Consider the following 23865-nt stretch of genomic DNA (forward strand, 5'->3'; position numbering starts at 1 on the left):
CCACTTTCAATCCCCAAACGGATCACGGCTTTTGTAGCGCATCCCACAGGGCAAACAGGCGACTGACCTTCAATTCGGACATTAAGGAGCCCTGGTGACACTCAAGTCACCAGGGCTCCCACGCGCGCGTGCCCCTACTCGGCCGTGACGACGGTGACTTCACCGATGCCGAGGGCCTCCACGGGCTGCCTGATGGCGGACGCGTCGCCGACCAGGATCGTCACCAGACGGTCCACCGGGAAGGCGTTCACGGCGGCCGCGGTGGCCTCGACGGTGCCGGTGGCGGCGAGCTGCCGGTACAGGGTGGCCTGGTAGTCGTCGGGCAGGTGCTGCTCGACCTGGTCGGCCAGCGTGCTCGCGACGGCCGCCGCGGTCTCGTACTTCAGCGGGGCCACCCCGACGAGGTTCTGCACGGCGACGTCCCGCTCGGCGTCGGTGAGACCTTCCGCGGCGAGGGTGCGCAGCACCGTCCACAGGTCCTCCAGGGCGGGACCGGTGTTCGGGGTGTCGACGGAGCCGCTGATGGCGAGCATCGCGGCGCCCGTGCCGTCCGGGGCGGAGCGGAGGACCTGCCCGAAGGAGCGCACGCCGTAGGTGTAGCCCTTCTCCTCGCGCAGGACGCGGTCCAGGCGGGAGGTGAGGGTGCCGCCGAGGCAGTACGTGCCGAGCACCTGGGCGGGCCACACGCGGTCGTGCCGGTCGGCGCCGATCCGGCCGATCAGCAGCTGCGTCTGGACGGCGCCGGGGCGGTCCACGATGACGACCCGGCCGGTGTCGTCGGCGGTGATCGGCGGCACCGGCCGCGCCTCGGCCGAGGAGCCGGTCCAGGAACCGAGGGTGTCACCGAGCAGCGCGTCGAGGTCGATGCCGGTGAGGTCGCCGACGACCACGACGGTGCCGGTGGCGGGGCGGACGTGCTTCTCGTAGAAGGCGCGTACGGCCGCGGAGTCGATGGCGCGGACGGTGTCCTCGGTGCCCTGGCGCGGGCGCGACATGCGCAGGTCCGCCGGGAACAGGGTCCTGGACAGCTCCTTGGCGGCCCGCCGGGAGGGGTTGGCGAGCTCGTGCGGGATCTCGTCGAGCCGGTTGGTGACCAGCCGCTCGACCTCGCTGTCGGCGAACGCGGGCGCCCTGAGGGCGTCGGCCAGCAGACCGAGCCCCTTGGGCAGGCGGGACGCCGGGACCTCGAGGCTCAGGCGGACGCCGGGATGGTCGGCGTGCGCGTCCAGGGTGGCGCCGCAGCGCTCCAGCTCGGCGGCGAACTCCTCGGCGGTGTGCTTGTCGGTGCCCTCGGAGAAGGCCCGCGCCATGATCGTGGCCACACCGTCGAGACCGGCCGGCTCGGCGTCCAGCGGGGCGTCCAGGAGGACCTCGACGGCGACGACCTGCTGGCCGGGGCGGTGGCAGCGCAGGACCGTCAGGCCGTTGTCGAGGGTGCCGCGCTCGGGGGCCGGGAAGGCCCACGGCTTCGCCTCGCCGGCCTGCGGCTGGGGGTGGAACTCCATCGTGGCGAGCTCGGTCACTTGGCCGCCTCCTCGTTCTTGTCGCCGGCCTCGATGGTGGCCTCGGCCTCGGGGTCCTCGGGGAGCTCCGCGTCCTCGGCGGCCTCCGCGGAGAGGGGTTCGTAGACGAGCACCGCGCGGTTGTCGGGTCGCAGGCGCGCCTTGGCGACCTCCTGGACCTCCTCGGCGGTCACCTCCAGGACGCGGTCGACGGCGGTGAGGGCGAGCTGCGGGTCGCCGAACAGAACGGCGTAGCGGCACAGTTCGTCGGCGCGGCCCGCGACGGTGCCGAGCCGGTCCAGCCACTCGCGCTCCAACTGGGCCTGCGCGCGCTCCATTTCCTCGGCCGTCGGGCCCTCCGCGGCGAACCGGGCGAGCTCCTCGTCGATGGCGGCCTCGATCACCGGCACCTCGACGTCACCGGAGGTCTTCACGTCCAGCCAGCCCAGCGAGGGCGCCCCGGCGAGCCGCAGCAGACCGAAGCCGGCCGCGACGGCCGTACGGTCCCGGCGGACGAGCCGGTTGTAGAGGCGGGAGGACTCGCCGCCGCCGAGGACGGTGAGGGCCAGGTCGGCCGCGTCGCACGCGCGCGTGCCGTCGTGCGGCAGCCGGTACGCCGCCATCAACGCGCGCGCGGGCACCTCTTCCTCGACGACCTCGCGCAGCTGCTCGCCGATGATCTCGGGCAGCGAGCCGTCGCGCGGGGCGGGCTTGCCGTCGTGGGAGGCGATGGAACCGAAGTACTTCTCGACCCAGGCGAGCGTCTGCTCGGGGTCGATGTCACCGACCACGGACAGCACCGCGTTGCCCGGTGCGTAGTACGTCCGGAAGAACGCGCGCGCGTCCTCCAGGGTCGCCGCGTCCAGGTCGGCCATCGAGCCGATCGGCGTGTGGTGGTAGGGGTGGCCCTCCGGGTAGGCGAGGGCGGTCAGCTTCTCGAACGCCGTGCCGTAAGGGACGTTGTCGTAGCGCTGGCGGCGCTCGTTCTTGACGACGTCCCGCTGGTTCTCCATCGACTCGTCGTCGAGGGCGGCCAGCAGCGAGCCCATGCGATCGGCCTCCAGCCAGAGGGCGAGCTCCAGCTGGTGGGCGGGCATGGTCTCGAAGTAGTTGGTGCGCTCGAAGCTCGTGGTGCCGTTGAGCGAGCCGCCCGCGCCCTGGACGAGCTCGAAGTGGCCGTTGCCCTTGACCTGCCCCGAGCCCTGGAACATCAGGTGCTCGAAGAGGTGAGCGAGGCCGGTACGCCCCTTGACCTCGTGGCGCGAGCCGACGTCGTACCAGAGGCACACCGCCGCGACCGGGGTCAGGTGGTCCTCGGAGAGCACCACGCGCAGCCCGTTGGCCAGGCGGTGCTCGGTCGCTGTCAGGCCCCCGGTGCCTGCCTGGTCTGTGGCCGTGTGACCCATGGGCATGTACGTCCCTTCGATGGCGGTGCGGTTGATCGGAACCGCGTTTTTGTGCCGGTCCTGCCACTGTATGCAAGCGTGCGAAGCCCCGGTGAAGTTCCCGGTGGTCGTACGCCGAGAGCGAGATCCCGTAGCCTGCGGGCGGGGCCGCGTGCCGTACGGGTGAACACCCGGCGGGACGGCTGACGTCGGGTCGTCGTCCGCGTTGTCAGTGCCGCGGTCCACAATGGTCCGCGTCAGATCCCGTTCACGCTTCAGCAAGAGTGAGCCGAAGGGGCGCGACCCGAAGGCGAGCGACCAGAAAAGAGGAGCCGGCAGCGATGGCCCGCCGTAGCACGAAGACCCCGCCGCCCGACGACTCGTACGAGGAGAAGATCCTCGACATCGACGTCGTCGACGAGATGCAGGGCTCCTTCCTCGAGTACGCGTACTCGGTCATCTACTCCCGCGCCCTGCCGGACGCCCGTGACGGTCTGAAGCCGGTGCACCGCCGCATCGTCTACCAGATGAACGAGATGGGTCTGCGCCCCGATCGCGGCTATGTGAAGTGCGCCCGCGTCGTCGGCGAGGTCATGGGCAAGCTGCACCCGCACGGCGACGCGTCGATCTACGACGCCCTGGTGCGCATGGCCCAGCCGTTCTCCATGCGGGTCCCCCTGGTCGACGGCCACGGCAACTTCGGCTCGCTCGGCAACGACGACCCGCCGGCCGCCATGCGGTACACCGAGTGCCGGCAGGCCGAGGCGACGAGCCTGATGACCGAGTCGATCGACGAGGACACGGTCGACTTCGCCCCCAACTACGACGGTCAGGAGCAGGAGCCGGTGGCCCTGCCCGCCGCCTTCCCGAACCTGCTGGTCAACGGCGCGTCCGGCATCGCGGTCGGCATGGCCACGAACATGCCGCCGCACAACCTCTCCGAGGTCATCGCCGCCGCCCGCCATCTGATCCGCCACCCCAACGCGGATCTCGAGACGCTGATGAAGTACGTCCCGGGCCCCGACCTGCCCACCGGTGGCCGGATCGTCGGCCTGGCCGGCATCCGGGACGCGTACGAGACGGGCCGCGGCACCTTCAAGATCCGCGCCACTGTGTCGGTGGAGGACGTCACGGCGCGCCGCAAGGGTCTGGTCATCACCGAGCTGCCCTTCGCGGTCGGCCCGGAGAAGGTCATCGCCAAGATCAAGGACCTGGTCGGCTCGAAGAAGATCCAGGGCATCGCCGACGTCAAGGACCTCACCGACCGGGCGCACGGCCTGCGTCTGGTCATCGAGATCAAGAACGGCTTCGTGCCGGAGGCGGTCCTGGAGCAGCTGTACAAGCTGACGCCGATGGAGGAGTCCTTCGGCATCAACAACGTCGCGCTGGTGGACGGCCAGCCGCTGACGCTGGGCCTCAAGGAACTCCTCGAGGTCTACCTCGACCACCGCTTCGAGGTGGTACGCCGGCGCAGCGAGTTCCGCCGCACCAAGCGCCGCGACCGCCTCCACCTGGTGGAGGGCCTGCTCACAGCTCTCGTCGACATCGACGAGGTCATCCGCCTGATCCGCTCCAGCGACAACTCCGCGCAGGCCAAGCAGCGCCTGATCGAGCGCTTCTCGCTGAGCGAGATCCAGACGCAGTACATCCTGGACACGCCGCTGCGCCGGCTGACCAAGTTCGACCGCATCGAGCTGGAGGCGGAGAAGGACCGGCTCAACACGGAGATCGAGGAGCTGACCCGGATCCTGGAGTCGGACAGCGAGCTGCGCAAGCTGGTCTCCACCGAACTGGCCGCAGTGTCCAAGAAGTTCGGCACCGACCGGCGTACGGTCCTGCTGGAGGCGGGAGCGGTCGCCCCCACGGCCGCCGTTCCGCTGCAGGTGGCGGACGACCCGTGCCGGGTGCTGCTGTCCTCGACGGGGCTGCTGGCCCGTACGGCGAACGGCGAGCCGTTCCCCGAGGACGCCGCCGACGGCAAGCGGGTCAAGCACGACGTGATCGTCTCCGCGGTCCCGGCGACCGCGCGCGGCGAGGTCGGGGCGGTGACCTCCGCCGGCCGGCTGCTGCGGATCAGCGTCATCGACCTGCCGCAGCTGCCGGACACGGTGGCGGCGCCGAACCTCGCCGGGGGCGCGCCCCTGTCGGAGTTCGTCTCCCTGGAGGACGGCGAGACGCTGGTCTGCCTGACCACTCTCGACGAGTCCTCGCCGGGTCTGGCGCTCGGCACGGAACAGGGTGTCGTCAAGCGTGTGGTGCCCGACTATCCGTCCAACAAGGGGGAGTTGGAGGTCATCACCCTCAAGGAGGGCGACCGGATCGTCGGCGCGGTCGAGCTGCGCACCGGTGAGGAGGACCTGGTCTTCATCACGGACGACGCGCAACTGCTGCGCTACCAGGCCTCGCAGGTCCGTCCGCAGGGCCGGCCCGCGGGTGGCATGACGGGCATCAAGCTCACGGACGGCGCGAAGGTCATCTCCTTCACGGCGGTGGACCCGGCGGTGGACGCGGTGGTGTTCACGGTCGCCGGATCGCGCGGCACCCTGGACGACTCCGTCCAGACGACGGCCAAGCTGACCCCGTTCGACCAGTACCCCCGCAAGGGCCGCGCCACGGGCGGCGTGCGCTGCCAGCGGTTCCTGAAGGGCGAGGACTGCCTGTCCCTGGCCTGGGCGGGCGCCGCGCCGGCCCGTGCCGCGCAGAAGAACGGCATGCCGGCGGAGCTTCCTGAGATGGACCCGCGGCGGGACGGGTCGGGTGTGTCGCTGGCCAAGCCGGTGTCGGTGGTGGCGGGGCCGGTCTAGGCCTCGTCGGCAGGCTCGGGGATCTCGTCCTCCGTGCCCTGTACATAGCGCAGGACGCCCCACATTCCGTGCTCGTCGGCGGTGTGTGGGGCGTCGCTCTTGCACGCCTCCAGTTCGTCGCCGAGGGCGGACGCGTCGATGCCGGAGCCGATGAGGACGAGCTGGGTGAGGCGCTCGGCGCCGGCGGGCCAGGCCTCCGGGTAGAACCGCAGGAACCGCCCGACGGCGTGGACGGCGAACCGGTTGCGGGTGTCGTGGGGCCCGAAGTCGACGTACCCCTTGATCCGGTACAGCCCCTCGGGCCGGCTGTCGAGGAACGCCATCAGCCGGCGCGGGTCGAGGGGGGCCTCGGAGACGAAGGAGAGGCTCTCGTACCCGGCGTGCAGGTGCCCCTCGTGCGCCTCCTCCCCGTGCTCGTGCGCGTCGTCGAAGGAGAGCTGCCCGATCCGCTCCTCGCTGGGCCGGCAGTCGAAGAGGAACTCGGGGTCGATGCGGCCGTGGGTGGCGGGCACCACGGCGGCACGGTCGACGAGGGACCGCACGGCGTCGAGGACGCGCTCGCCGTCGGCCGCCCGGTCGAGCTTGTTGACCACGACGAGGTCGGCGACGGCGACATGCCGGTCGATCTCGGGGTGCCTGGCGCGGGTGTCGTCGAACTCGGCGGCGTCGACGACCTCGACCAGCCCGCCGTAGACGATCCCCGGATGCTCACTGGCGAGGAGCATGCGCACGAGTTCCTCGGGTTCGGCGAGCCCGCTGGCCTCGATGACGATGACGTCGATGCCGACGGCGGGGGCGGCGAGCCGTTCGAGGTAGGTGTCGAGCTCGCCGGCGTCGACGGCGCAGCACAGGCAGCCGTTGCCGAGGGAGACGGTGGAGTCGCCGAGGGCGCCCGCGACGGCCATGGCGTCGATCTCGATCGCCCCGAAGTCGTTGACGATCGCCCCGATACGGCTGCCTCCGCTGTGGTGGAGGAGGTGGTTGAGCAGGGTGGTCTTGCCGGAGCCCAGGAATCCGGCGAGGACGACGACCGGGATCTGCCGGGGGCTGGGGCTCGACTGGCTCAACGTGCGACCTCTCTGACACCGACGCGTGCACCGGATCGTGGGGGCGGCGCACGTATGAGGATTGAATGCCGGACCAGGATACGAGCCGGAAGAATCACCGCGAAGTGAACGATTGTTAGCAGCACTTGCGGGGCAGACGTTGGGCAAGGCGCCGGTACGTGCGACCCCGCTTCCCTCCGTGCGCCTCCTCTCCGCCTCCCCCGCCGATCAGAGCCGCTCGGCACCCTGGGAGACGGCAAGCGCCGCCCACCGCTCGCCGGTCCCCATCAGTCGACCCGCACCCCGACGACCGGCGGACGGCCGCCTGAACCGGGGGTTGACATGGCCACACAGAGTGCAGGCATACGGAGGATGGTGTCGGCCGCGAAGTCGCGGTTCACCGGGGCCGTCGATTCCGTCGGCATGCCTGGTTCGCGACGCCGCAAGCGGGCCGCTCTGGCCGAACAGCATCGACTGTCTTTCGACCTGCTCTGCAAAGCCATGGCCGATCCAGCCCTGGCCGAGGTGCTGAACACGTACGAGTCCGAGATCCCTATCGACAAACAACGGCAGTTCCTCTTCGCCAACGCGCTCTACGTCAACAACCTGCACTTCTACCGGATCGGCGCCTTGTCACGGGCGGAGCTGTACGGGCATCTGCGGGTGATGTGCCAGAACAAGGTGTTCCGCGAGTACTGGGAGGCGACCCGTCACCACCGCAAGAGCCTGCCGGAAGCGTCCGAGGAGTACGCCCTTGGCCGCATGATGGACGACCTGATCCAGGACATGTCCGATGCCGACACCGATGAGTGGTGGGTCGTGGGCGAACCACCCGAGGAACCGGCATGACGTCGGGGCCCAGGTCTTCCGGACCGGGCCCCGAAGGACGAGCGCCGCTCTGGACGCTTCAGGCGTCGGGGATGTCGTGCTTGGCGCGGACGAGCGTCTCACGGGTGATGACGACGATCCGCTCGTCGTCCGCCCGCGCCGCGTCCGACGGCAGCTCAGGATCCATTTCCGCGGTCGCCTCGCGCCCGATGACGGCGAAGTCACCGTTGCTGAGCTCGAAGATGTCGGGGCAGGTCTGCCCTGTGGTACTGCCACGCTCTCGAGGAGAGGCCCCGACACGACGCACGATCTTCACGGAGGTGTACCGCCTTGTGACTCAGAGGGGTGGGTGCTCCCTCTGAGGCCAGAGGGACAGACGTGCCCTCTGATCAGCCGCAGTGGTTGTGGTGCGTCAGAGTGCGCTCTCCGCGCAGGGGTGGTCGCCGGAGCGCCCGGAGAGGGCCAGGCCAAAATACAGAGTCGGATGGACGTTCTACGCGCGTTAAGCCTCTGCAAGCGGGTGAAGTTTCCACAACGGTCCGGACGCGATCCCACCCCGAAAGGCCCCTACCCGAAAGGAGTTTCACATACCGATTACCTGTTCCCAGGAACCGCCACCGGCGCCCCCGGCCCCACATACCGCGCCACCGGCCTGATGATCTTCGGATCCTGTGCCTGTTCCAGGATGTTGGCGCTCCAGCCCACCACCCGCCCCGCCGCGAAGGTGGGGGTGAACATCTCGCGGGGCAGGCCGCACAGCTCCATGACGACGCCGGCGTAGAACTCGACGTTGGTGTGGAGTTCGCGGCCGGGCTTCAGCTCGGCGAGGATCGCCTCGACATGGCGTTCGACCTCGACGGCGAAGGCGACGCGCGGGCCGCCGAACCGCTCCGCGACCTCGCGCAGCATCCGGGAGCGCGGGTCCTCCGTGCGGTAGATCGCGTGGCCGAAGCCCATGATCCGCTCCCCCGCGAGGACCCGTTCACGGATCCAGGCGTCGATGCGGTCGGGCGTGCCGATCGCGTCCAGGGTGTCCAGGGCACGGCTCGGCGCACCGCCGTGCAGCGGCCCCGACAGCGCCCCCACGGCCCCCACGAGACACGCCCCGACGTCCGCGCCCGTCGAGGCGATGACCCGCGCCGTGAAGGTTGATGCATTGAAGCCGTGATCAATGGTTGAGATCAAGTATTGCTCGATCGCCCGGGCCCGCAGGGGGTCGGGCTCCGAACCCGTCACCATGTAGAGGTAGTTGGCCGCGTAGGACAGGTCCTCGCGCGGCTCCACGGGTTCCAGTCCGCGCCCGAGCCGGTACAGCGCGGCGAGCAGCGTCGGTACGGCCGCGGTCGCCGCGATCGCGTCCCGGCGGCGTTCGTCCCCGTCGATGTCGTACACCGGCCGGAAGCCCTTGGCCGCGCCCAGCAGCGACAGCGCGGTGCGCATCCCGGCGAGCGGACCGGAGGCCGCGCTCGCGGCCGCGAGGGCGGGCAGTGCCGCCCGTACCTCGTCGGGCAGGCGGCGCAGCCCGGCGGTCTCGGCGGCGAAGACGGCTCCGCGTTCGGCGTCCGGCAGCTGGCCGTGGACCAGGAGATGCCAGACGTCCTCGAACGCACGGGTCTGCGCGAGTTCGACGGCCGAGTACTGGCGGTAGTGATAGAAGCCCTCGGACCCCCGCACGTCACCGATCTCGGTGTCGGTGACGACGACACCCGCGAGCCCTCGCGGTACGTCGACGAGGGTGCCTGCGGTCCTGTTGACGGACATGTTTTCCTCCCTGGACTTGATTTCACTGTCCATGTTGACTAATTGCTCTGTCAATATTGATTGAATCAATGCTTACTCAACGCGGATACGGTGACCTCATGCGCGATCACGAACCCGCCCCCGATCTCGAGGGACGACGGCTGACCACCAAGGAGGCGGCCGAACTGCTCGGTGTGAAGCCCGAGACCGTCTACGCGTACGTGAGCCGCGGTCAGCTCGGCAGCCGGCGCGTCCCCGGCGGCCGCGGCAGCACGTTCGACGCCAAGGAGGTCCAGGCGCTCGCCCGGCGCAACAGGCGGGAGAGCGGCGGGAGTCAGGGGTCCGGCGGTGAACTGTCCGTGCGGACCCGCATCACGCTCATCGACACGGACCGGTACTACTTCCGGGGCGTCGACGCGACCGAACTGGCCGCACGCCACTCCTACGAGGAGATCGCCGAGTGGCTGTGGACCGGGCACATGCGCCCCGGCACGACGTTCACGGCTCCCGACACCTCCGTCTCCGTCGCCCGCCGGACCGTGAACGCACTGCCCGAACACACCTCGCCCACCGACCGGTTGCGGGTCGCCGCCATCGCCGCCGCGACTGCGGACCCGCTGCGCTTCGACCTGTCCGAGGACGCCGTGCTCGGCACCGCGCGCATCCTGATCCCCACCCTCGTCGCCGCCCTGCCGCCGGTGCGCATGGGCCACCGTGACGAGGGCTCACTGGCCGAGCGGCTGTGGGCCCGGCTCAGCGCGCGCCGGCCCGACGAGGCGTCCCTGCGCGTCCTGGACACCGCCCTGGGGCTGCTCGTCGACCACGACCTGGCCGCCTCCACCCTCGCGGTGCGGGTCGCCGCCTCGGCCCGCGCGCACGCCTACGCGGCCGTCTCCGCCGGGCTCGGCGTCCTGGAGGGCCCGTTGCACGGCGCCGCCAGCGGACTGGCCCACCGGCTACTGCTGGACGTCCTCGACCAGGGCGACGCGGCCCCGGTGATCGCCGACGAACTGCGGGCCGGACGCCGTATCCCCGGACTCGGCCACCGGCTCTACCCGGGCGAGGACCCACGCGCGCGTGCGCTGTTCGCCCTCCTGGAGGGGATCCCGCACGCCGAGCCCGCCCTGGCCGCGGCCCGTGACGTGGTGGCCACCACCGCCCGCCACACCCCGCTGCACGCCAACGTCGACCTCGCCCTGGCCGTCTTCACCGTGTCCACCGGGATGCCCGCGACCGCCGGCGAGACGATCTTCGCGGTCGCCCGGACGGCGGGCTGGATCGCCCACACCCTGGAGGAGTACGGGGAACGGCCCCTGCGCATGCGGCCCAGTGGTCTCTACGTGGGCGCCAAACCGCCTCAAGCGCTGCCGTAGCGGGACACAAGCACGGTCGGGAGTCGCGCGGAGCCAAGTCAGGTTAGGCTCACCTCTGTGAGTACGTGTACATCCGTCTCCCGCGACCTCGACGAGCCCGTTTCCGGGACCGCGGCGACCGCGAAGACCTGGCTGCTCCTCGAACAGTCCGGTCCGTGGGGCGCGCATGCGCTCACCTCCAGCCATCTGGACCCCGCGCTGGGCCGCGCCCTGGAACGGGCGGCCAAGGGCACGGGCGTACGCGTCGCGCTCATCCGCCGGCCGGGGCGGCACGCGGACTGCGGCACCTCGGCGGTGCGCCGCGTCTACGTGTCCCACACCGCTCCCGGCGGCGTGTGGCTGCACAGTGCCGAGGTCCGCGATCCGCGGCGACTGCTCGATCTCGACTTCGCCGCGCTCGGCGCGGGCGACCACCGCAGCTTCGGCAGCGCGCTCGACGGACGCCCGTACACCGGCGCTCCGCTCGCTCTCGTCTGCACCAACGGCAAGCGCGACCGCTGCTGCGCCATCCTCGGGCGCCCCCTGGCGGCCGAGCTCGCCGCCTCCGGGGCCGAGGGCGTCTGGGAGGTCACCCATCTGGGTGGACATCGCTTCTCACCGACGCTGCTCGTCCTGCCGTACGGCTACGCCTATGGCCGGGTCAGTGCCCACGCGGTCAAGCAGATCCTGCACAGCGTCCAGAACGGGCGGATCGTCGTGGAGGGCTGCCGCGGCAGCTCGGCGTGGGAGCGGCCCGGCCAAGCGGCGGAGCTGGCGGTGCGCACGGCGGCGGGCGAGTACGCGGCGGACGCGCTGAGCGTCGTACGCACGGACGGCACGGCCCCGCGCTGGGAGGTGACCGTCGCGCACGTCGACGGGCGCCACTGGCGGGTTGCCGTGGCCCAGAGCGCCTCCCTGCCGCCGCGCGCGGAGAGCTGCGGGACGTCGGTGCTGGGCTCGCCCGCGCGGATGGACGTCGTGGCGGTACGGGAGCTGGCACCCGCGGCAGCGCTCGCGAGCTGACCTGGACGCACGCCTCCGCGGCATGGACGTCGTCCGGCCTCATCACGCGGCGCCGTACGCACCGCATGTGTTGATCAAGAGATCCATGCCACACCCCTACGGCTGTTCACACCCCTCCGCGTACCGTCATGGGTATGAGCCCCACTCCCCCCGCACGGCGCCTCCGCCTCGGTCTGCCGCGGCGGATGTTCTCGCAGCTGCTGTTGATGCAGCTCGCGATCGCCGCGGGCGTCACGGTGCTCGCGACGGGGCTCTTCCTCGCGCCGCTGAGCGACCAGCTGGACGACCAGGCGATGCGCCGGGCCCTCGCGATCGCGCAGACGACCGCCGAGCAGCCGCAGATCGCGAAGGACCTGCAGAGCACCGCGCCGTCGGTCGACGGGCCGGTGCAGGTGGAGGCCGAGCGCATCCGGAAGGCCACCCAGGCCGAGTACATCGTGGTCATGAACACGCGCGGCGTGCGCTGGTCACACACCGACCCCGAGCAGATCGGCGGGATCGTCTCCACCGACCCCACGCGGGCGCTCGGCGGCCAGGAGGTCATGGAGATCGACGACGGCACCCTGGGGCGCTCCGCCCGCGGCAAGGTGCCGTTGCGCGGCAGTGACGGCGACATCATCGGCGCGGTCTCGGTCGGCATCGCCTACGACAGTGTCCGGGCCCGGCTGATCCACGCGATACCGGGGCTGCTCGCCTACGCGGGCGGCGCCCTGGCCGTCGGCGCGCTCGCCGCCTGGCTCATCTCCCGGCGGGTCCAGCGGCAGACCCGCGACCTGGCCTTCTCCGACATCTCGGCGCTGCTCGCGGAGCGCGAGGCGATGCTGCACGGCATCCGGGAGGGCGTCGTCGCGCTCGACCGCGCGGGCCGCATCCGCCTCCTGAACGACGAGGCGCAGCGCCTGCTGGGGATCGGCGACGAGGTCGTCGGCCGCTCCCTGGAGGCGGCGCTCGGCGAGGGCCGTACGGCCGACGTCCTGGCCGGCCGGGTGACCGGCACCGACCTGCTCACCGTCCGCGGCCAGCGGGTCCTGATCGCCAACCGCATGCCCACCGACGACGGCGGCGCCGTGGCCACCCTGCGCGACCGCACCGAGCTGGAGCAGCTCGGCCGGGAGCTGGACTCCACGCGCGGTCTGATCGACGCCCTGCGCGCCCAGGACCACGAGCACGCCAATCGCATGCACACGCTCCTGGGGCTGCTCGAACTGGAGATGTACGACGAGGCCGTGGACTTCGTCGGAGAGGTCGTCGGCGACCATCGCGCCACCTCGGAGCAGGTCACCGAGAAGATCGAGGACCCCCTGCTCGCGGCCCTGCTGGTCGGCAAGGCGACCGTCGCCGCGGAGCGCGCGGTCGCGCTGTGGATCTCGGACCGGACCTGGCTCCCGGACCGGTTGATCGATCCCCGCGCCGTGGTCACGGTGGTCGGCAACCTGGTGGACAACGCCCTGGACGCCGTCGCGGGCACACCGCACGCGCGCGTGGAGGTCGAGTTGCGCGCCGAGGGCCGTACCGCCGTCCTCAGGGTGCGTGACACCGGGCCTGGCATCCCCGCGGAACACCGTGACCTGGTCTTCACCGAGGGCTGGTCCACGAAGAAGCCGCCGACGCACGGCAAGCGGGGCATCGGGCTGTCCCTGGTGCGCAGGCTGGCCGAGCGCCAGGGCGGCAGCGCGACCGTGACCGAGGCGGACGGCGGGGGCGCGGAGTTCATCGTCGTCCTGCCCGAGGCCCTGGCGGGCCCCGACCTGGAGCCCGCGCTCACCGCCCCGCCCACCGCCGGGCACGCCAACGGAACCACCACCACAGCCGCCGCCGGGAACGCCGTCGAGGAGGAGTCGCGATGATCGAGGTCCTGGTCGTGGACGACGACACGCGGGTGGCACGGGTCAACGCCGCCTACGTCGAGAAGGTGCCGGGCTTCCATGTGGCGGGCGAGGCGCACAGCGCGGCGGAGGCGCTGCGCCAGGTCGAACTGCTGCCCCGGCTCGACCTGGTCCTCATGGACCACTACCTGCCCGACGAGACGGGTCTGTCGGTCGTCCAGGAGATGCGCCGCCGCGGCCACCAGACGGACGTGATCATGGTGACGGCGGCCCGTGACATCACGACCGTGCAGGCGGCCATGCGACAGGGCGCGCTCCAGTACCTGGTCAAGCCGTTCGCCTTCGCGGGTCTGCGCGCCAAGCTGGAGGCGTACGCCGAGCTGCGCCGCACCCTCGACGGCGGCGGCGAGGCCGAACAGGCGGAGGTGGACCGCATCTTCAGCGCCCTGTCCGCCCCCTCCGAGCCCGACCTGCCCAAAGGCCACTCCCCCACGACCGCGGAACTCGTACGCCAGTCCCTGCTGAACGCCGAAGGCCCCCTGTCGGCCCAGGAGATCGCCGAGCGCACGGGAGTGAGCCGCCAGACCGCCCAGCGCTATCTCAAGCTCCTGGAGCGCACCGGGCGGGCCCGCCTCACCCTCAAGTACGGCGACGCGGGCCGCCCGGAGCACCGATACATCTGGGCGACCCGCGCCTGAGGGCACGGCCCGTGGGGGCGAGGGAAGGAACCGTGCTCTCCCCTGATACGGATGCTGGCCCACCCGCTTCTCGACCGGCCCGGCGGTCGTACGGCAGTGCGGTGCGACCACGGCGATGGCGCGGGCCCGCGGCGGAGGGGGCGAAGCGCGACCACCCGCTCCTACGCGGCAAGGCCAGGTGTGGCCGGCCGCCCCTAAGCGGCCCCGGCGCCCGTCAGGGAACGCACCTCGGTCTCCGCGTGCTTGGCCTCGTCCGCCACCTCCGCCGAGGTGACCGTCCCGAGCCAGCCGGCGACGAAGCCCAGCGGGATCGAGACCAGACCGGGGTTCTGGAGCGGGAAGTACTGGAAGTCGACGCCCGGGAACAGCGACGCCGGACTGCCGGACACCACAGGCGACAGCAGCACCAGCACCACGGCCGGGATCAGCCCCCCGTACACCGCCCACACCGCTCCTCGGGTGGTGAAGCCGCGCCAGAACAACGAGTACAGCAGCACCGGCAGATTGGCGGACGCGGCGACCGCGAACGCCAGGCCCACCAGGAAGGCGACGTTGAGATCGCGGGCCAGCAGGCCGAGACCGATCGCCACCACGCCGATCCCGACGGCGGCGACACGCGCCACGGCGACCTCACCGCGGGGTTTCGTGTCCCGCCGTCGCAGCGAGGCGTACAGGTCGTGGGCCACGGAGGCGGAGGAGGCGAGCGTGATGCCGGCGACCACCGCGAGGATCGTGGCGAAGGCGATCGCGGCGACGATGGCGAACAGAACCGTTCCACCCGTGGAGTTCGCCCCTCCGCCCAGATCGAGGGCCAGCAGCGGCACGGCGGTGTTGCCGGCCGCGTTGGATCCCCGCACGGCGTCCGGACCGACGATCGCCGCCGCCCCGAAGCCCAGGACGATGGTCATCAGATAGAAGCCGCCGATGAGCCCGATCGACCAGACGACGGAACGGCGAGCGGCCCGCGCGGTGGGCACGGTGTAGAAGCGCGACAGGATGTGCGGCAGCCCCGCCGTCCCCAGGACCAGCGCGAGCCCCAGGCTCATGAAGTCGAAGCGCGCGGTCCAGTCCCCGCCGTACTTGAGCCCGGGCGCCAGGAACTTCTCGCCGTGGCCACTGCGTTCGGCCGCGGTGAGCAGCAGTTGGTCGACGTTGCCGTGGAAGCGCACCAGGACGAGCACGGTCAGCGCGATCGTGCCGCCGAGGAGCAGGACCGCCTTCACGATCTGAATCCAGGTGGTGGCCCGCATCCCTCCCAACGACACGTAGATCACCATGAGCGCGCCGACGCCGATGACCGTCCAGGTCTGCGCCGCCTCGCTGGTGCCGCCGAGCAGCAGGGCGACCAGGCTCCCCGCCCCCACCATCTGCGCCACCAGATACAGAACGGACACCGTGACCGAGGAAGTTCCCGCCGCGATCCGCACCGGGCGCTCACTCATCCGCGCCGCCACCACGTCGGCCAGCGTGAACCGCCCGCAGTTGCGCACCAGTTCGGCGACGAGGAACAGCACCACCAGCCACGCCACCAGGAAACCCACCGAGTACAGCATCCCGTCGTACCCGAAGAGCGCGATGAGTCCGGAGATGCCCAGGAAGGATGCCGCCGACATGTAGTCGCCCGCGATGGCAAAACCATTCTCCATCGGCGAGAACAGCCGGCCCCCGACGTAGAACTCCTCCGCCGAGCCGTGCCGGTTGCGGCTCACCCACGTCGTGATCGCCAACGTGACCGCGACGAACGCGCTGAACAGCAGCAGCGCCAGCGTCTGGTGATCGCTCGTCACGAAGCACCGCCCTGAATGCCCCTGGTCAGTTCCTGGGTGTCCCAGCGCAGCTCCAACGCCGCCCGGTCCCTGCGCAGGCGGGCGTGGCGCGCGTACGCCCACGTCAGCAGGAAGGTGGTGAGGAACTGCCCGAGCCCGGCGATCATCGCCACGTTCACCGCCCCCGCCACCGGCCGCGCCATCAGCCCGGGCGCGGTCGTCGCGGCCACGACGTACCCCACGTACCAGGCGAAGAACGCGAAGCACGCCGGCACCACGAACCCGCGGTACCTGGAGCGCACCTCCTGGAAGGCCGCACTGCGCTGCACCTGGAGGTACACGTCCGCGGCCGCCTCCTCCCGCTCGGCCCGCCCGGACCGGGCGACCGGCAGTGGCACGGGCGCCCCGGCGCCGCCCGACTCGCCCCAGCCGGAGGCGAGTGCGTCGTACCAGGGGTCGTCGTACCTCACCGCTCCGAACGCCTCGGCGAACGCCGGGGGCTGACCGTCGTGGTTCTCGGCCGCGCTTTCGGGACCACCCTCGTCCGCGCGGGGACGACCGTTGCTTGACTGCATGCCCAAGGATGGACAGAACGGGAAGATCCCCGACTCTTCTTCTCCTCCCGCTTCACCCCATCAGGTGACTCAACCCGGGGACTGGCTCGCTGGGGCGATGGGCTCGCCCCGGCGATCGACGCGTCAGGCGGTCAGGCGCGACGAGGCTGGGCGCACCAGCCCCTGACCGGCGCTCCCAACCGCCCCCCGGCCCAAGCCCAGCGCAGCGCTACGCGTCGATACGCGACCGGTCCAACGTGGCCGCCGAGCTCGAGATGAACTCCTTGCGCGGCGCCACGTCGTTGCCCATGAGGAGGTCGAAGACCTGCTCGGCGGCCTCCAGGTCGGAGAGGTTCACCCGGCGCAGCGTGCGGTGCCGTGGGTCCATGGTCGTCTCGGCCAGCTGGTCGGCGTCCATCTCGCCGAGGCCCTTGTAGCGCTGGATGGAGTCCTTGTACCGGATGCCCTTGCTCTGGTACTCCATGAGCTTGTCGCGCAGCTCTCGGTCCGAGTACGTGTAGACGTACTTGTCCTGGCCCTTCTTGGGCTGGACGAGCTCGATCCGGTGCAGTGGCGGCACCGCCGCGAAGACCCGGCCCGCCTCGATCATCGGTCGCATGTAGCGCTGGAACAGCGTCAGCAGCAGCGTGCGGATGTGGGAGCCGTCCACATCGGCGTCGGTCATCATGATGATCTTGCCGTAGCGGGCCGCGTCGATGTCGAAGGTCCGCCCCGACCCCGCTCCTATGACCTGGATGATCGCGCCGCACTCGGCGTTCTTGAGCATGTCGGTCACGGACGACTTCTGAACGTTGAGGATCTTGCCGCGGATCGGCAGCAGCGCCTGGAACTCGGAGTTCCGGGCCAGCTTGGCCGTACCGAGCGCGGAGTCCCCCTCGACGATGAACAGTTCGCTGCGGTCGACGTCGTCGCTGCGGCAGTCGGCGAGCTTGGCCGGCAGCGACGAGGACTCCAGGGCCGTCTTCCGGCGCTGTGCGTCCTTGTGCTGACGGGCCGCGATACGCGTGCGTGCCGCGGCGACCGCCTTCTCCATGACGACCCGGGCCTGGGCCGCCGCGTCCCGCTTCGTGGACGTCAGGAACGCCTTGAGCTCCTTGGAGATCACGGTGTTCACGATGCGGCGGGCCGCCGACGTGCCGAGCACTTCCTTGGTCTGGCCCTCGAACTGCGGTTCGGCGAGACGCACGGTCACGACCGCCGTGAGGCCCTCCAAAGCGTCGTCCTTGACGATGTCGTCCTCGGCGACGCGAAGCAGCTTCTTGGCGCGCAGCACCTCGTTCATGGTGCTGGCCACGGCCGTCTCGAAGCCGGCGACATGGGTGCCACCCTTGGGCGTGGCGATGATGTTCACGAACGACTTGAGGGTCGTGTCGTAGCCCGTGCCCCAGCGCAGGGCGACGTCGACGTCGAGTTCCCGGGTGACCTGGGTGGGCGTCATCTGCCCGTGCTCGTCCAGGACCGGCACCGTCTCCTTGAAGGTGCCCTGGCCGGAGAGGCGGAGGACGTCGCAGACCGGCTTGTCGCTCGCCAGGTACTCGCAGAACTCGCTGATACCGCCGTCGAAGCGGAAGGACTCCTCGCCCTTGCTGCCCCCCTCGCCGAGACCGAACTCGTCGCGGACGACGAGGGTCAGCCCCGGCACCAGGAAGGCGGTCTGCCGGGCGCGCTGGTGAAGGTTCTCCAGGGAGAGCTTGGCGTCCTTCAGGAAGATCTGCCGGTCGGCCCAGTACCGCACGCGCGTGCCGGTGCGGGTCTTCGGGATCCGCTTGGTCTTGCGCAGGCCGCCCGTCTCGAACTTGGCGTCGGGCCCCGCCCCGGCGAAGGCACCGGGCACGCCGCGCCGGAAGCTGATCGCGTGGGTGTTCCCCGCGCGGTCCACCTCGACGTCCAGCCGCGCGGAGAGGGCGTTCACCACGGAGGCGCCCACGCCGTGCAGGCCGCCGGAGGCCGCGTACGAGCCGCCCCCGAACTTGCCGCCGGCGTGCAGCTTGGTCATGACGACCTCGACGCCGGACAGACCGGTCTTGGGTTCGACGTCGACCGGGATGCCTCGGCCGTTGTCCCGGACCTCCACCGAGCCGTCGTCGTGGAGGATCACCTCGATGTGGTCGCAATAGCCCCCGAGAGCCTCGTCGACGGAGTTGTCGATGATCTCCCAGAGGCAGTGCATCAGGCCTCGACTGTCGGTCGAGCCGATGTACATACCGGGGCGCTTGCGTACGGCCTCGAGCCCCTCGAGGACGAGCAGGTGCCGCGCGGTGTAGTTGGAACCGTCCCGGTCTGCTCCTGCCAGCAGCGCTGTGGACGGCACGGACGTCTCGGCGGTCACGCGGTTCGCTCCTCGCTGAATTTCAGATGTCGCCCTGATGGGTAAGGGCGCGGCTTCGGTCGCCGCCAAGAGGGTACCGAGGCCTGGTAGAGCCGTTGTAACGCCACCCTCGTCGGAAGTCACGATAGTCCAGAGTCGCATGCATGTTCGATCCCTCGATGGAGTGAAGTACATATCACGTTCCCTTCGGGGCATGAACCATTTAGGCTCCGGGCACGTCCTCATGAACAACCGGCAACCCAGCCGGGAGGACGGACAATGACAGCAAGAGCGAATCCGTAAGACACCTAGACACGCAATACGGCACATTCGCCGCCACCGGCAGCAGACGGCCGGCCTCGAAAGATTTTTTCGAGGAGAAGCCCTGAGCGGGAACGTTTGGGGTTGGTTGGATGTTGACCCTGGTACGACAGCTCGTCGAGCTAGAGAAGAGGCGACGTGACTACTGTTCTGACCCCTGCGAGCCCGTTGACGGCCGCCGATCGCTGCGACCGTTGCGGCGCCCAGGCATACCTGCGCGTCGTCCTGCTCAGTGGCGGTGAACTGCTCTTCTGCGCCCACCATGGTCGCAAGTTCGAGCCGGAACTCAAGAAGATCGCCGCTGAGATACAGGACGAGACGGAGCGCCTGACGACCGCTCCCGCATCCGCCTCGGAAGAAGATCGCTGACACCTCGCATCCACGACGAGCCAGCGCCGGCACAGGCCGGCACGCGAGCGGCCGCCCCTGAAGAGAGGGGCGGCCGCTCGCGGCGTACGTGGAGGGGCAACCACGCCGCGACCGAGAGGATCGGCCGCGCCGCCCCCTACGGACCGGGCGTCTGTCAGCGCCACTACGGGCCGTCGTGAGCGCGGCTACGGGCCGACCGTGCGTGGCGCTACGAGCCGTCCGTAGGTGACGCTACGGGCCTTCCATAGCGCCCTCAGGCCCCGCCAGGGCCCCCTACGGCCTCCCGCGCCCACCGTTGGCCCCGCCGGGACCCCTCGCGGCCTCCCGCCCACCGTTGGCCCCCTCAGGGACCCGCACGGCCTCGTGCCCCCCATTGGCCCCGTCAGGGACCCGCACGGCCTCCTGCCCACCGTTCCACCCGAGCGTCCGCAGAACGTCCGACACGCGCGTGTAGACCCCAGGGCTCCCCGCGCGGCCGCAGCCGCTCCCCCAGGACACGAGCCCGACCAGCTTCCCCTGGGCGACCAGCGGCCCCCCGCTGTCCCCCTGGCAGGCGTCCACGCCGCCCGCCGCCTCCCCGGCGCAGAGCATCGTGCCGGCGAGGTAGGTGCCGTCGGCGCTGCCGGGGTAGGCGCGCTCGCACAGGGCGTCGGACAGCACATGCACGTGTGCCGCCCGCAGGCTGTGCGCGTAGTCGCCGCCGCCCGTGGCATCACCCCAGCCGTACACCGTGGCGGGAGTGCCGGGCTCGTACGCCGTGTCGCCGGCCGCCGCCATCGTCATGGCGGAGCTACGCGGCAGGGGTTCGGCGAGGGTGACGACCGCGAAGTCCCCGGCGTTGGTGTCCGCGTCGTAACCGGCGTTCACCCTGGTGCCGCGTACGGGGATCTCCCGACCGTCGTTCGAGAGCAGGTCCGTTCGGCCCGCGATGACCTTGAGGTCGTCCACCTGGTCCGGCGACCCCCCGAGGACGTCCTCGCCCAGACAGTGGGCGGCGGTGAGCACGGTGGTCGGGCCGACGGCCACGCCGCCGCAGAACTGCCCCGCGCGCGTACCCCCGAACCGGTCACGACTCGACAGCGCCACGGTCCACGGGCCCTCGGAGATGGCGACGGGGAATCCGCCTACGACGACGCTGTCGGCGGATACAGGGGTGGCGGACACCAGCGGTATGGCACCCGCCACGGCCGCGAGCACCAGCGACCCGGTCAGCGGCCGGGCAAAGGGACGACGCATGCACGTTCCTCACTCTGGGGTGGTCATGGGACACCCAGGGTGATCCACCGCGGCGCCGCCCGCACCCGCTCAGCCCGAAGGCCCGGTTCCCTGTACGGGGACCGGGCCTTCGACGTCGTATGGCCGCGACCTAGTCGAGGTAGTCGCGCAGCACCTGCGAACGCGACGGGTGGCGCAGCTTCGACATGGTCTTGGACTCGATCTGACGGATGCGCTCGCGCGTCACGCCGTACACCTTGCCGATCTCGTCGAGGGTCTTCGGCTGACCGTCGGTGAGACCGAAACGCATGGAGACGACGCCCGCCTCGCGCTCGGACAGGGTGTCCAGGACGGAGTGCAGCTGCTCCTGGAGCAGCGTGAAGCTGACCGCGTCGGCCGGGACGACCGCCTCGGAGTCCTCGATGAGGTCACCGAACTCGCTGTCGCCGTCTTCGCCGAGCGGGGTGTGCAGGGAGATGGGCTCGCGGCCGTACTTCTGGACCTCGATGACCTTCTCGGGGGTCATGTCGAGTTCCTTGGCCAGCTCCTCCGGGGTGGGCTCGCGGCCCAGGTCCTGGAGCATCTGGCGCTGCACGCGCGCGAGCTTGTTGATGACCTCGACCATGTGCACCGGGATACGGATGGTGCGGGCCTGGTCGGCCATCGCGCGGGTGATCGCCTGACGGATCCACCAGGTGGCGTACGTGGAGAACTTGTAGCCCTTGGTGTAGTCGAACTTCTCGACCGCGCGGATCAGACCGAGGTTGCCCTCCTGGATGAGGTCCAGGAAGAGCATGCCGCGGCCGGTGTAGCGCTTGGCCAGGGAGACCACCAGACGGAGGTTGGCCTCCAGGAGGTGGTTCTTGGCGCGGCGGCCGTCCTCGGCGATGATCTCCAGTTCGCGCTTGAGCTTCGGCGCGAGCTTGTCGGCGTTGGACAGCTTGTCCTCGGCGAACAGACCGGCCTCGATGCGCTTGGCGAGCTCGACCTCCTGCTCGGCGTTGAGCAGCGGGACCTTGCCGATCTGCTTGAGGTAGTCCTTGACGGGGTCGGCGGTGGCGCCGGCGACGGCGACCTGCTGGGCCGGCGCGTCGTCCTCGTCGTCGTCGGAGAGGACGAAGCCCTTGCTCTCGCCGCCCTCCTCTTCCTCTTCGCCCGGCTTGATCTCCTCGAGGACCTCGTCCTCGATGACCTCGGCGTCGTCCTTGCCGGCGGTCGTCTTCTTGGCGGCCGTCTTCTTGGCCGTCGTCGTCTTCTTCGCGACCGCCTTCTTGGCCGTCGTCGTCTTCTTGGCGGCGGCCTTCTTCACCGGCGCCTCGTCGTCGACGGCGGCCTCGGCGGCGGGCGCTGCGGGGGTGGCGGTGGCGGTGGCCTTCTTAGTGGTCACCGTCTTCGCAGCGACCGTCTTGGTGGCGGTGCGCTTGGCCGGACTCTTCGCTGCGACGCTCTTTCGGGTGCGCTTGGGCTCCGCGGCACTGACCATCAGCGTCACACCCTCTTCCTCGAGGATCTGGTTGAGGCTGCGCAGTACGTTCTTCCACTGAGTGGCCGGAATCTGGTCAGCTTCGAAGGCCCGACGCACGTCATCGCCGGCGATCTGCCCCTCAGCCTTTCCCCGCTCAATGAGAGCCATGACAGAGACGGACTCGGCGATCTCCGGCGGGAGCGTACGGGATGTGCTGGCCGACACGAACAACCTCTCGGAACGTTGGAAAACGGCTTCCGGCCCCGTCCGGGCTGGACAGGAACCGACCACCGGCCGTGGAGATGGGCCGACGGTGCGGGCGGGGGCCGGGAAGATGCACAGCGCCTTCTATGGCGTCCGTATTCCCTCCGCGGCTGTCACCTCTTAGGTCATCGCGTTGTTTCCACAAGCGTTACGCCCAATCTGCGTGGCCCGAGTCACACCCCGTAAGCGATCAAAAACGGTCAGAAACGGGCAAAGGTGGGCAGCATTGGGCGCTTCGAGGGAGGAGCTGGAGGAGCCGCCCTGTCGCGCCGTCGGACCCCGCAGGATTCCGAAGGATCCTGCGGGGTCCGACGGGGGACGGCTCGCCGGCCGAGCGATGCCCAGGAGGGGGAGGCATCCTCCGGCCGTGCCGCCCGCGGTGTGTGGTCAGTGCTCGCGCGGCGCCGGCACCACACGCTCGACCTCGGGGTGGACGGTGAGCAGCTGGCGCATGGCCGCCTCGGCCGCCGTGCCGTCGCCGGCGGCGAGGGCGTCGGCGATCCTGCCGTGCTGCACCAGCGACGCCTCGTTCGGCCGGTCGCAACCCGTCACCGGACCGCCGGACACCTGGAGCGCCGAGGACACGATGCCCGAGAGGTGCTCCAGCATGCGGTTGCCCGCGAGCTGGATGAGCAGGGAGTGGAACTCGGCGTCCGCGCGCGAGAAGGTGAGCGCGTCGCCCTGCCCCAGGGCGTGCCCCATGATCTCGACCATGTCGGCGAGCCGCTGCTGGGCGTCGTCGCGTCCGTGCCCGGCGGCGAGACGCGCGGCGAGCGGCTCGATCGTCCAGCGCAGCTCGCTCAGCTCGCGGCGCTGGTTGTCGCGCTGCGGCCCGAAGGCACGCCACTCGATGATGTCCGGGTCGAGCAGGTTCCAGTCGCTGACGGGGCGCACGCGCGTGCCGACGTTCGGCCGGGCGCTGACCAGGCCCTTGGCCTCCAGGACCCGGAGGGACTCACGGACGACGGTGCGGGAGACCTCGAAACGCTGGCCGATCTCCTCGGGCACCAGGGGGCGGTCGGCACCGAGGTCGCCCGAGACGATCATCTGTCCCAGCTGCTGGACGAGTTGGCCGTGCAGTCCGCGTCCACGGCTGCCCGCGGCGCGTCGGCCCACACGGCCCAGCTCGGGATCCGCGGCGTCCCACGCGGAGGCCCCGACACGCTCGGCGACGGGCGCCTCCGCGTAGGGGTAGCGGTCGAGTCCGCCCGGGCCGGCGAGGCCGGAGTCTGCGGAGCGGGCGGCGGTCATCATGGTGTGCGCAAGGGTACTCACGGATCTTTTGTCGGCGCTCTCTCCAACTGCCTTGAGGTCTTTGGTGAAAAGCACACGAAAGGGTGATCGCTCACCCCGTCGCAATTGACGCCTTATCGGAAAG

18 protein-coding genes are annotated in these 23865 nt (G+C 70.6%); 7 read left to right on the plus strand and 11 right to left on the minus strand.

The features are described 5' to 3' along the window. Window positions 1-134: 134 nt before the first annotated feature. Together ACZ56U_RS02690 and ACZ56U_RS02695 are read right to left on the minus strand one after the other, a co-directional pair. Window positions 135-1523 carry a M16 family metallopeptidase gene (locus ACZ56U_RS02690; protein ID WP_469082199.1) on the minus strand — a complete coding sequence of 463 codons (1389 nt, stop codon included), beginning with the start codon at window positions 1521-1523 and terminating at the stop codon, window positions 135-137. Continuing rightward, entirely contained in the window at window positions 1520-2914 is a 1395-nt protein-coding gene (locus ACZ56U_RS02695; protein WP_469082200.1) for a M16 family metallopeptidase, read from the minus strand. Before ACZ56U_RS02695 ends, ACZ56U_RS02690 begins: the two co-directional genes overlap by 4 nt. 314 nt (window positions 2915-3228) lie before the next feature. Here ACZ56U_RS02695 and ACZ56U_RS02700 point away from each other — a divergent pair, with 314 nt between their 5' ends. Next, window positions 3229-5691 (plus strand): DNA gyrase/topoisomerase IV subunit A, encoded by a 2463-nt coding sequence (locus tag ACZ56U_RS02700; protein WP_469082201.1) that lies wholly within the window; start codon window positions 3229-3231, stop codon window positions 5689-5691. On the opposite strand, the gene ACZ56U_RS02705 is transcribed toward ACZ56U_RS02700, so the two are convergent. After that, window positions 5688-6758 (minus strand): CobW family GTP-binding protein, encoded by a 1071-nt coding sequence (locus ACZ56U_RS02705; RefSeq protein ID WP_469082202.1) that lies wholly within the window; start codon window positions 6756-6758, stop codon window positions 5688-5690. The genes ACZ56U_RS02700 and ACZ56U_RS02705 overlap by 4 nt on opposite strands. Before the next feature lie 321 nt (window positions 6759-7079). Between ACZ56U_RS02705 and ACZ56U_RS02710 the strand changes: the two genes are divergently transcribed. After that, the gene (locus tag ACZ56U_RS02710; RefSeq protein WP_469082203.1) at window positions 7080-7586 is read left to right on the plus strand and encodes a DUF6082 family protein; all 507 of its coding nucleotides are present in this window, start codon (window positions 7080-7082) and stop codon (window positions 7584-7586) included. Between the two features lie 58 nt (window positions 7587-7644). Here ACZ56U_RS02710 and ACZ56U_RS02715 read toward each other — a convergent pair whose 3' ends face one another. Both ACZ56U_RS02715 and ACZ56U_RS02720 read right to left on the minus strand, forming a co-directional pair. Continuing rightward, window positions 7645-7881, minus strand: coding sequence for a hypothetical protein (locus ACZ56U_RS02715; RefSeq protein ID WP_469082204.1), 237 nt, complete (start codon window positions 7879-7881; stop codon window positions 7645-7647). A gap of 278 nt (window positions 7882-8159) precedes the next feature. After that, the gene (locus ACZ56U_RS02720; protein ID WP_469082205.1) at window positions 8160-9326 is read right to left on the minus strand and encodes a citrate synthase/methylcitrate synthase; all 1167 of its coding nucleotides are present in this window, start codon (window positions 9324-9326) and stop codon (window positions 8160-8162) included. Between the two features lie 98 nt (window positions 9327-9424). Here ACZ56U_RS02720 and ACZ56U_RS02725 point away from each other — a divergent pair, with 98 nt between their 5' ends. From ACZ56U_RS02725 to ACZ56U_RS02740, 4 genes are all read left to right on the plus strand, one after another. Next, complete coding sequence (locus tag ACZ56U_RS02725; protein WP_469082206.1) at window positions 9425-10678, plus strand: citrate synthase; 1254 nt, start codon at window positions 9425-9427, stop codon at window positions 10676-10678. A gap of 57 nt (window positions 10679-10735) precedes the next feature. Further along, entirely contained in the window at window positions 10736-11680 is a 945-nt protein-coding gene (locus ACZ56U_RS02730; protein WP_469082207.1) for a sucrase ferredoxin, read from the plus strand. 134 nt (window positions 11681-11814) lie between these two features. Next, window positions 11815-13527: a sensor histidine kinase gene (locus ACZ56U_RS02735; RefSeq protein ID WP_469082208.1), complete on the plus strand. Its 1713-nt coding sequence runs from the start codon at window positions 11815-11817 to the stop codon at window positions 13525-13527. Continuing rightward, the gene (locus ACZ56U_RS02740; RefSeq protein ID WP_469082209.1) at window positions 13524-14204 is read left to right on the plus strand and encodes a response regulator; all 681 of its coding nucleotides are present in this window, start codon (window positions 13524-13526) and stop codon (window positions 14202-14204) included. The genes ACZ56U_RS02735 and ACZ56U_RS02740 overlap by 4 nt, the downstream gene beginning before the upstream one ends. Window positions 14205-14398: 194 nt before the next feature. Here ACZ56U_RS02740 and ACZ56U_RS02745 read toward each other — a convergent pair whose 3' ends face one another. The 3 genes from ACZ56U_RS02745 to ACZ56U_RS02755 form a co-directional block, all read right to left on the minus strand. Continuing rightward, window positions 14399-15991 carry a solute symporter family protein gene (locus ACZ56U_RS02745; protein ID WP_469082210.1) on the minus strand — a complete coding sequence of 531 codons (1593 nt, stop codon included), beginning with the start codon at window positions 15989-15991 and terminating at the stop codon, window positions 14399-14401. Then, on the minus strand, window positions 15988-16545 hold the full coding sequence (locus tag ACZ56U_RS02750) for a DUF485 domain-containing protein (protein ID WP_469082211.1): 558 nt from the start codon (window positions 16543-16545) through the stop codon (window positions 15988-15990). Before ACZ56U_RS02750 ends, ACZ56U_RS02745 begins: the two co-directional genes overlap by 4 nt. 208 nt (window positions 16546-16753) lie before the next feature. Then, entirely contained in the window at window positions 16754-18874 is a 2121-nt protein-coding gene (locus tag ACZ56U_RS02755) for a DNA gyrase/topoisomerase IV subunit B (protein ID WP_469082212.1), read from the minus strand. A gap of 438 nt (window positions 18875-19312) precedes the next feature. Between ACZ56U_RS02755 and ACZ56U_RS02760 the strand changes: the two genes are divergently transcribed. Then, window positions 19313-19543, plus strand: a complete 231-nt coding sequence (locus tag ACZ56U_RS02760; protein ID WP_391233696.1) for a DUF7455 domain-containing protein — start codon at window positions 19313-19315, stop codon at window positions 19541-19543. A 273-nt stretch (window positions 19544-19816) separates the two neighbouring features. On the opposite strand, the gene ACZ56U_RS02765 is transcribed toward ACZ56U_RS02760, so the two are convergent. The 3 genes from ACZ56U_RS02765 to ACZ56U_RS02775 form a co-directional block, all read right to left on the minus strand. Continuing rightward, window positions 19817-20779, minus strand: a complete 963-nt coding sequence (locus ACZ56U_RS02765; protein ID WP_469082213.1) for a S1 family peptidase — start codon at window positions 20777-20779, stop codon at window positions 19817-19819. Window positions 20780-20909: 130 nt separating this feature from the next. Beyond that, window positions 20910-22448, minus strand: coding sequence for an RNA polymerase sigma factor (locus tag ACZ56U_RS02770; protein ID WP_469082214.1), 1539 nt, complete (start codon window positions 22446-22448; stop codon window positions 20910-20912). A gap of 426 nt (window positions 22449-22874) precedes the next feature. Then, window positions 22875-23762 carry a FadR/GntR family transcriptional regulator gene (locus tag ACZ56U_RS02775; protein WP_469082215.1) on the minus strand — a complete coding sequence of 296 codons (888 nt, stop codon included), beginning with the start codon at window positions 23760-23762 and terminating at the stop codon, window positions 22875-22877. Between the last annotated feature and the right edge of the window lie 103 nt (window positions 23763-23865).

The organism is Streptomyces sp. NPDC034103 (genome assembly GCF_055575395.1).

Excerpts from the sequence above, each read along its gene's own strand:
- ACZ56U_RS02720 (WP_469082205.1), bottom strand. The coding sequence starts at position 9,326 with ATGTCCGTCAACAGGACCGCAGGCACCCTCGTCGACGTACCGCGAGGG.
- ACZ56U_RS02750 (WP_469082211.1), bottom strand. The coding sequence starts at position 16,545 with ATGCAGTCAAGCAACGGTCGTCCCCGCGCGGACGAGGGTGGTCCCGAA.
- ACZ56U_RS02710 (WP_469082203.1), top strand. The coding sequence starts at position 7,080 with ATGGCCACACAGAGTGCAGGCATACGGAGGATGGTGTCGGCCGCGAAG.
- ACZ56U_RS02765 (WP_469082213.1), bottom strand. The coding sequence starts at position 20,779 with ATGCGTCGTCCCTTTGCCCGGCCGCTGACCGGGTCGCTGGTGCTCGCG.
- ACZ56U_RS02740 (WP_469082209.1), top strand. The coding sequence starts at position 13,524 with ATGATCGAGGTCCTGGTCGTGGACGACGACACGCGGGTGGCACGGGTC.
- ACZ56U_RS02700 (WP_469082201.1), top strand. The coding sequence starts at position 3,229 with ATGGCCCGCCGTAGCACGAAGACCCCGCCGCCCGACGACTCGTACGAG.
- ACZ56U_RS02725 (WP_469082206.1), top strand. The coding sequence starts at position 9,425 with ATGCGCGATCACGAACCCGCCCCCGATCTCGAGGGACGACGGCTGACC.
- ACZ56U_RS02735 (WP_469082208.1), top strand. The coding sequence starts at position 11,815 with ATGAGCCCCACTCCCCCCGCACGGCGCCTCCGCCTCGGTCTGCCGCGG.
- ACZ56U_RS02695 (WP_469082200.1), bottom strand. The coding sequence starts at position 2,914 with ATGCCCATGGGTCACACGGCCACAGACCAGGCAGGCACCGGGGGCCTG.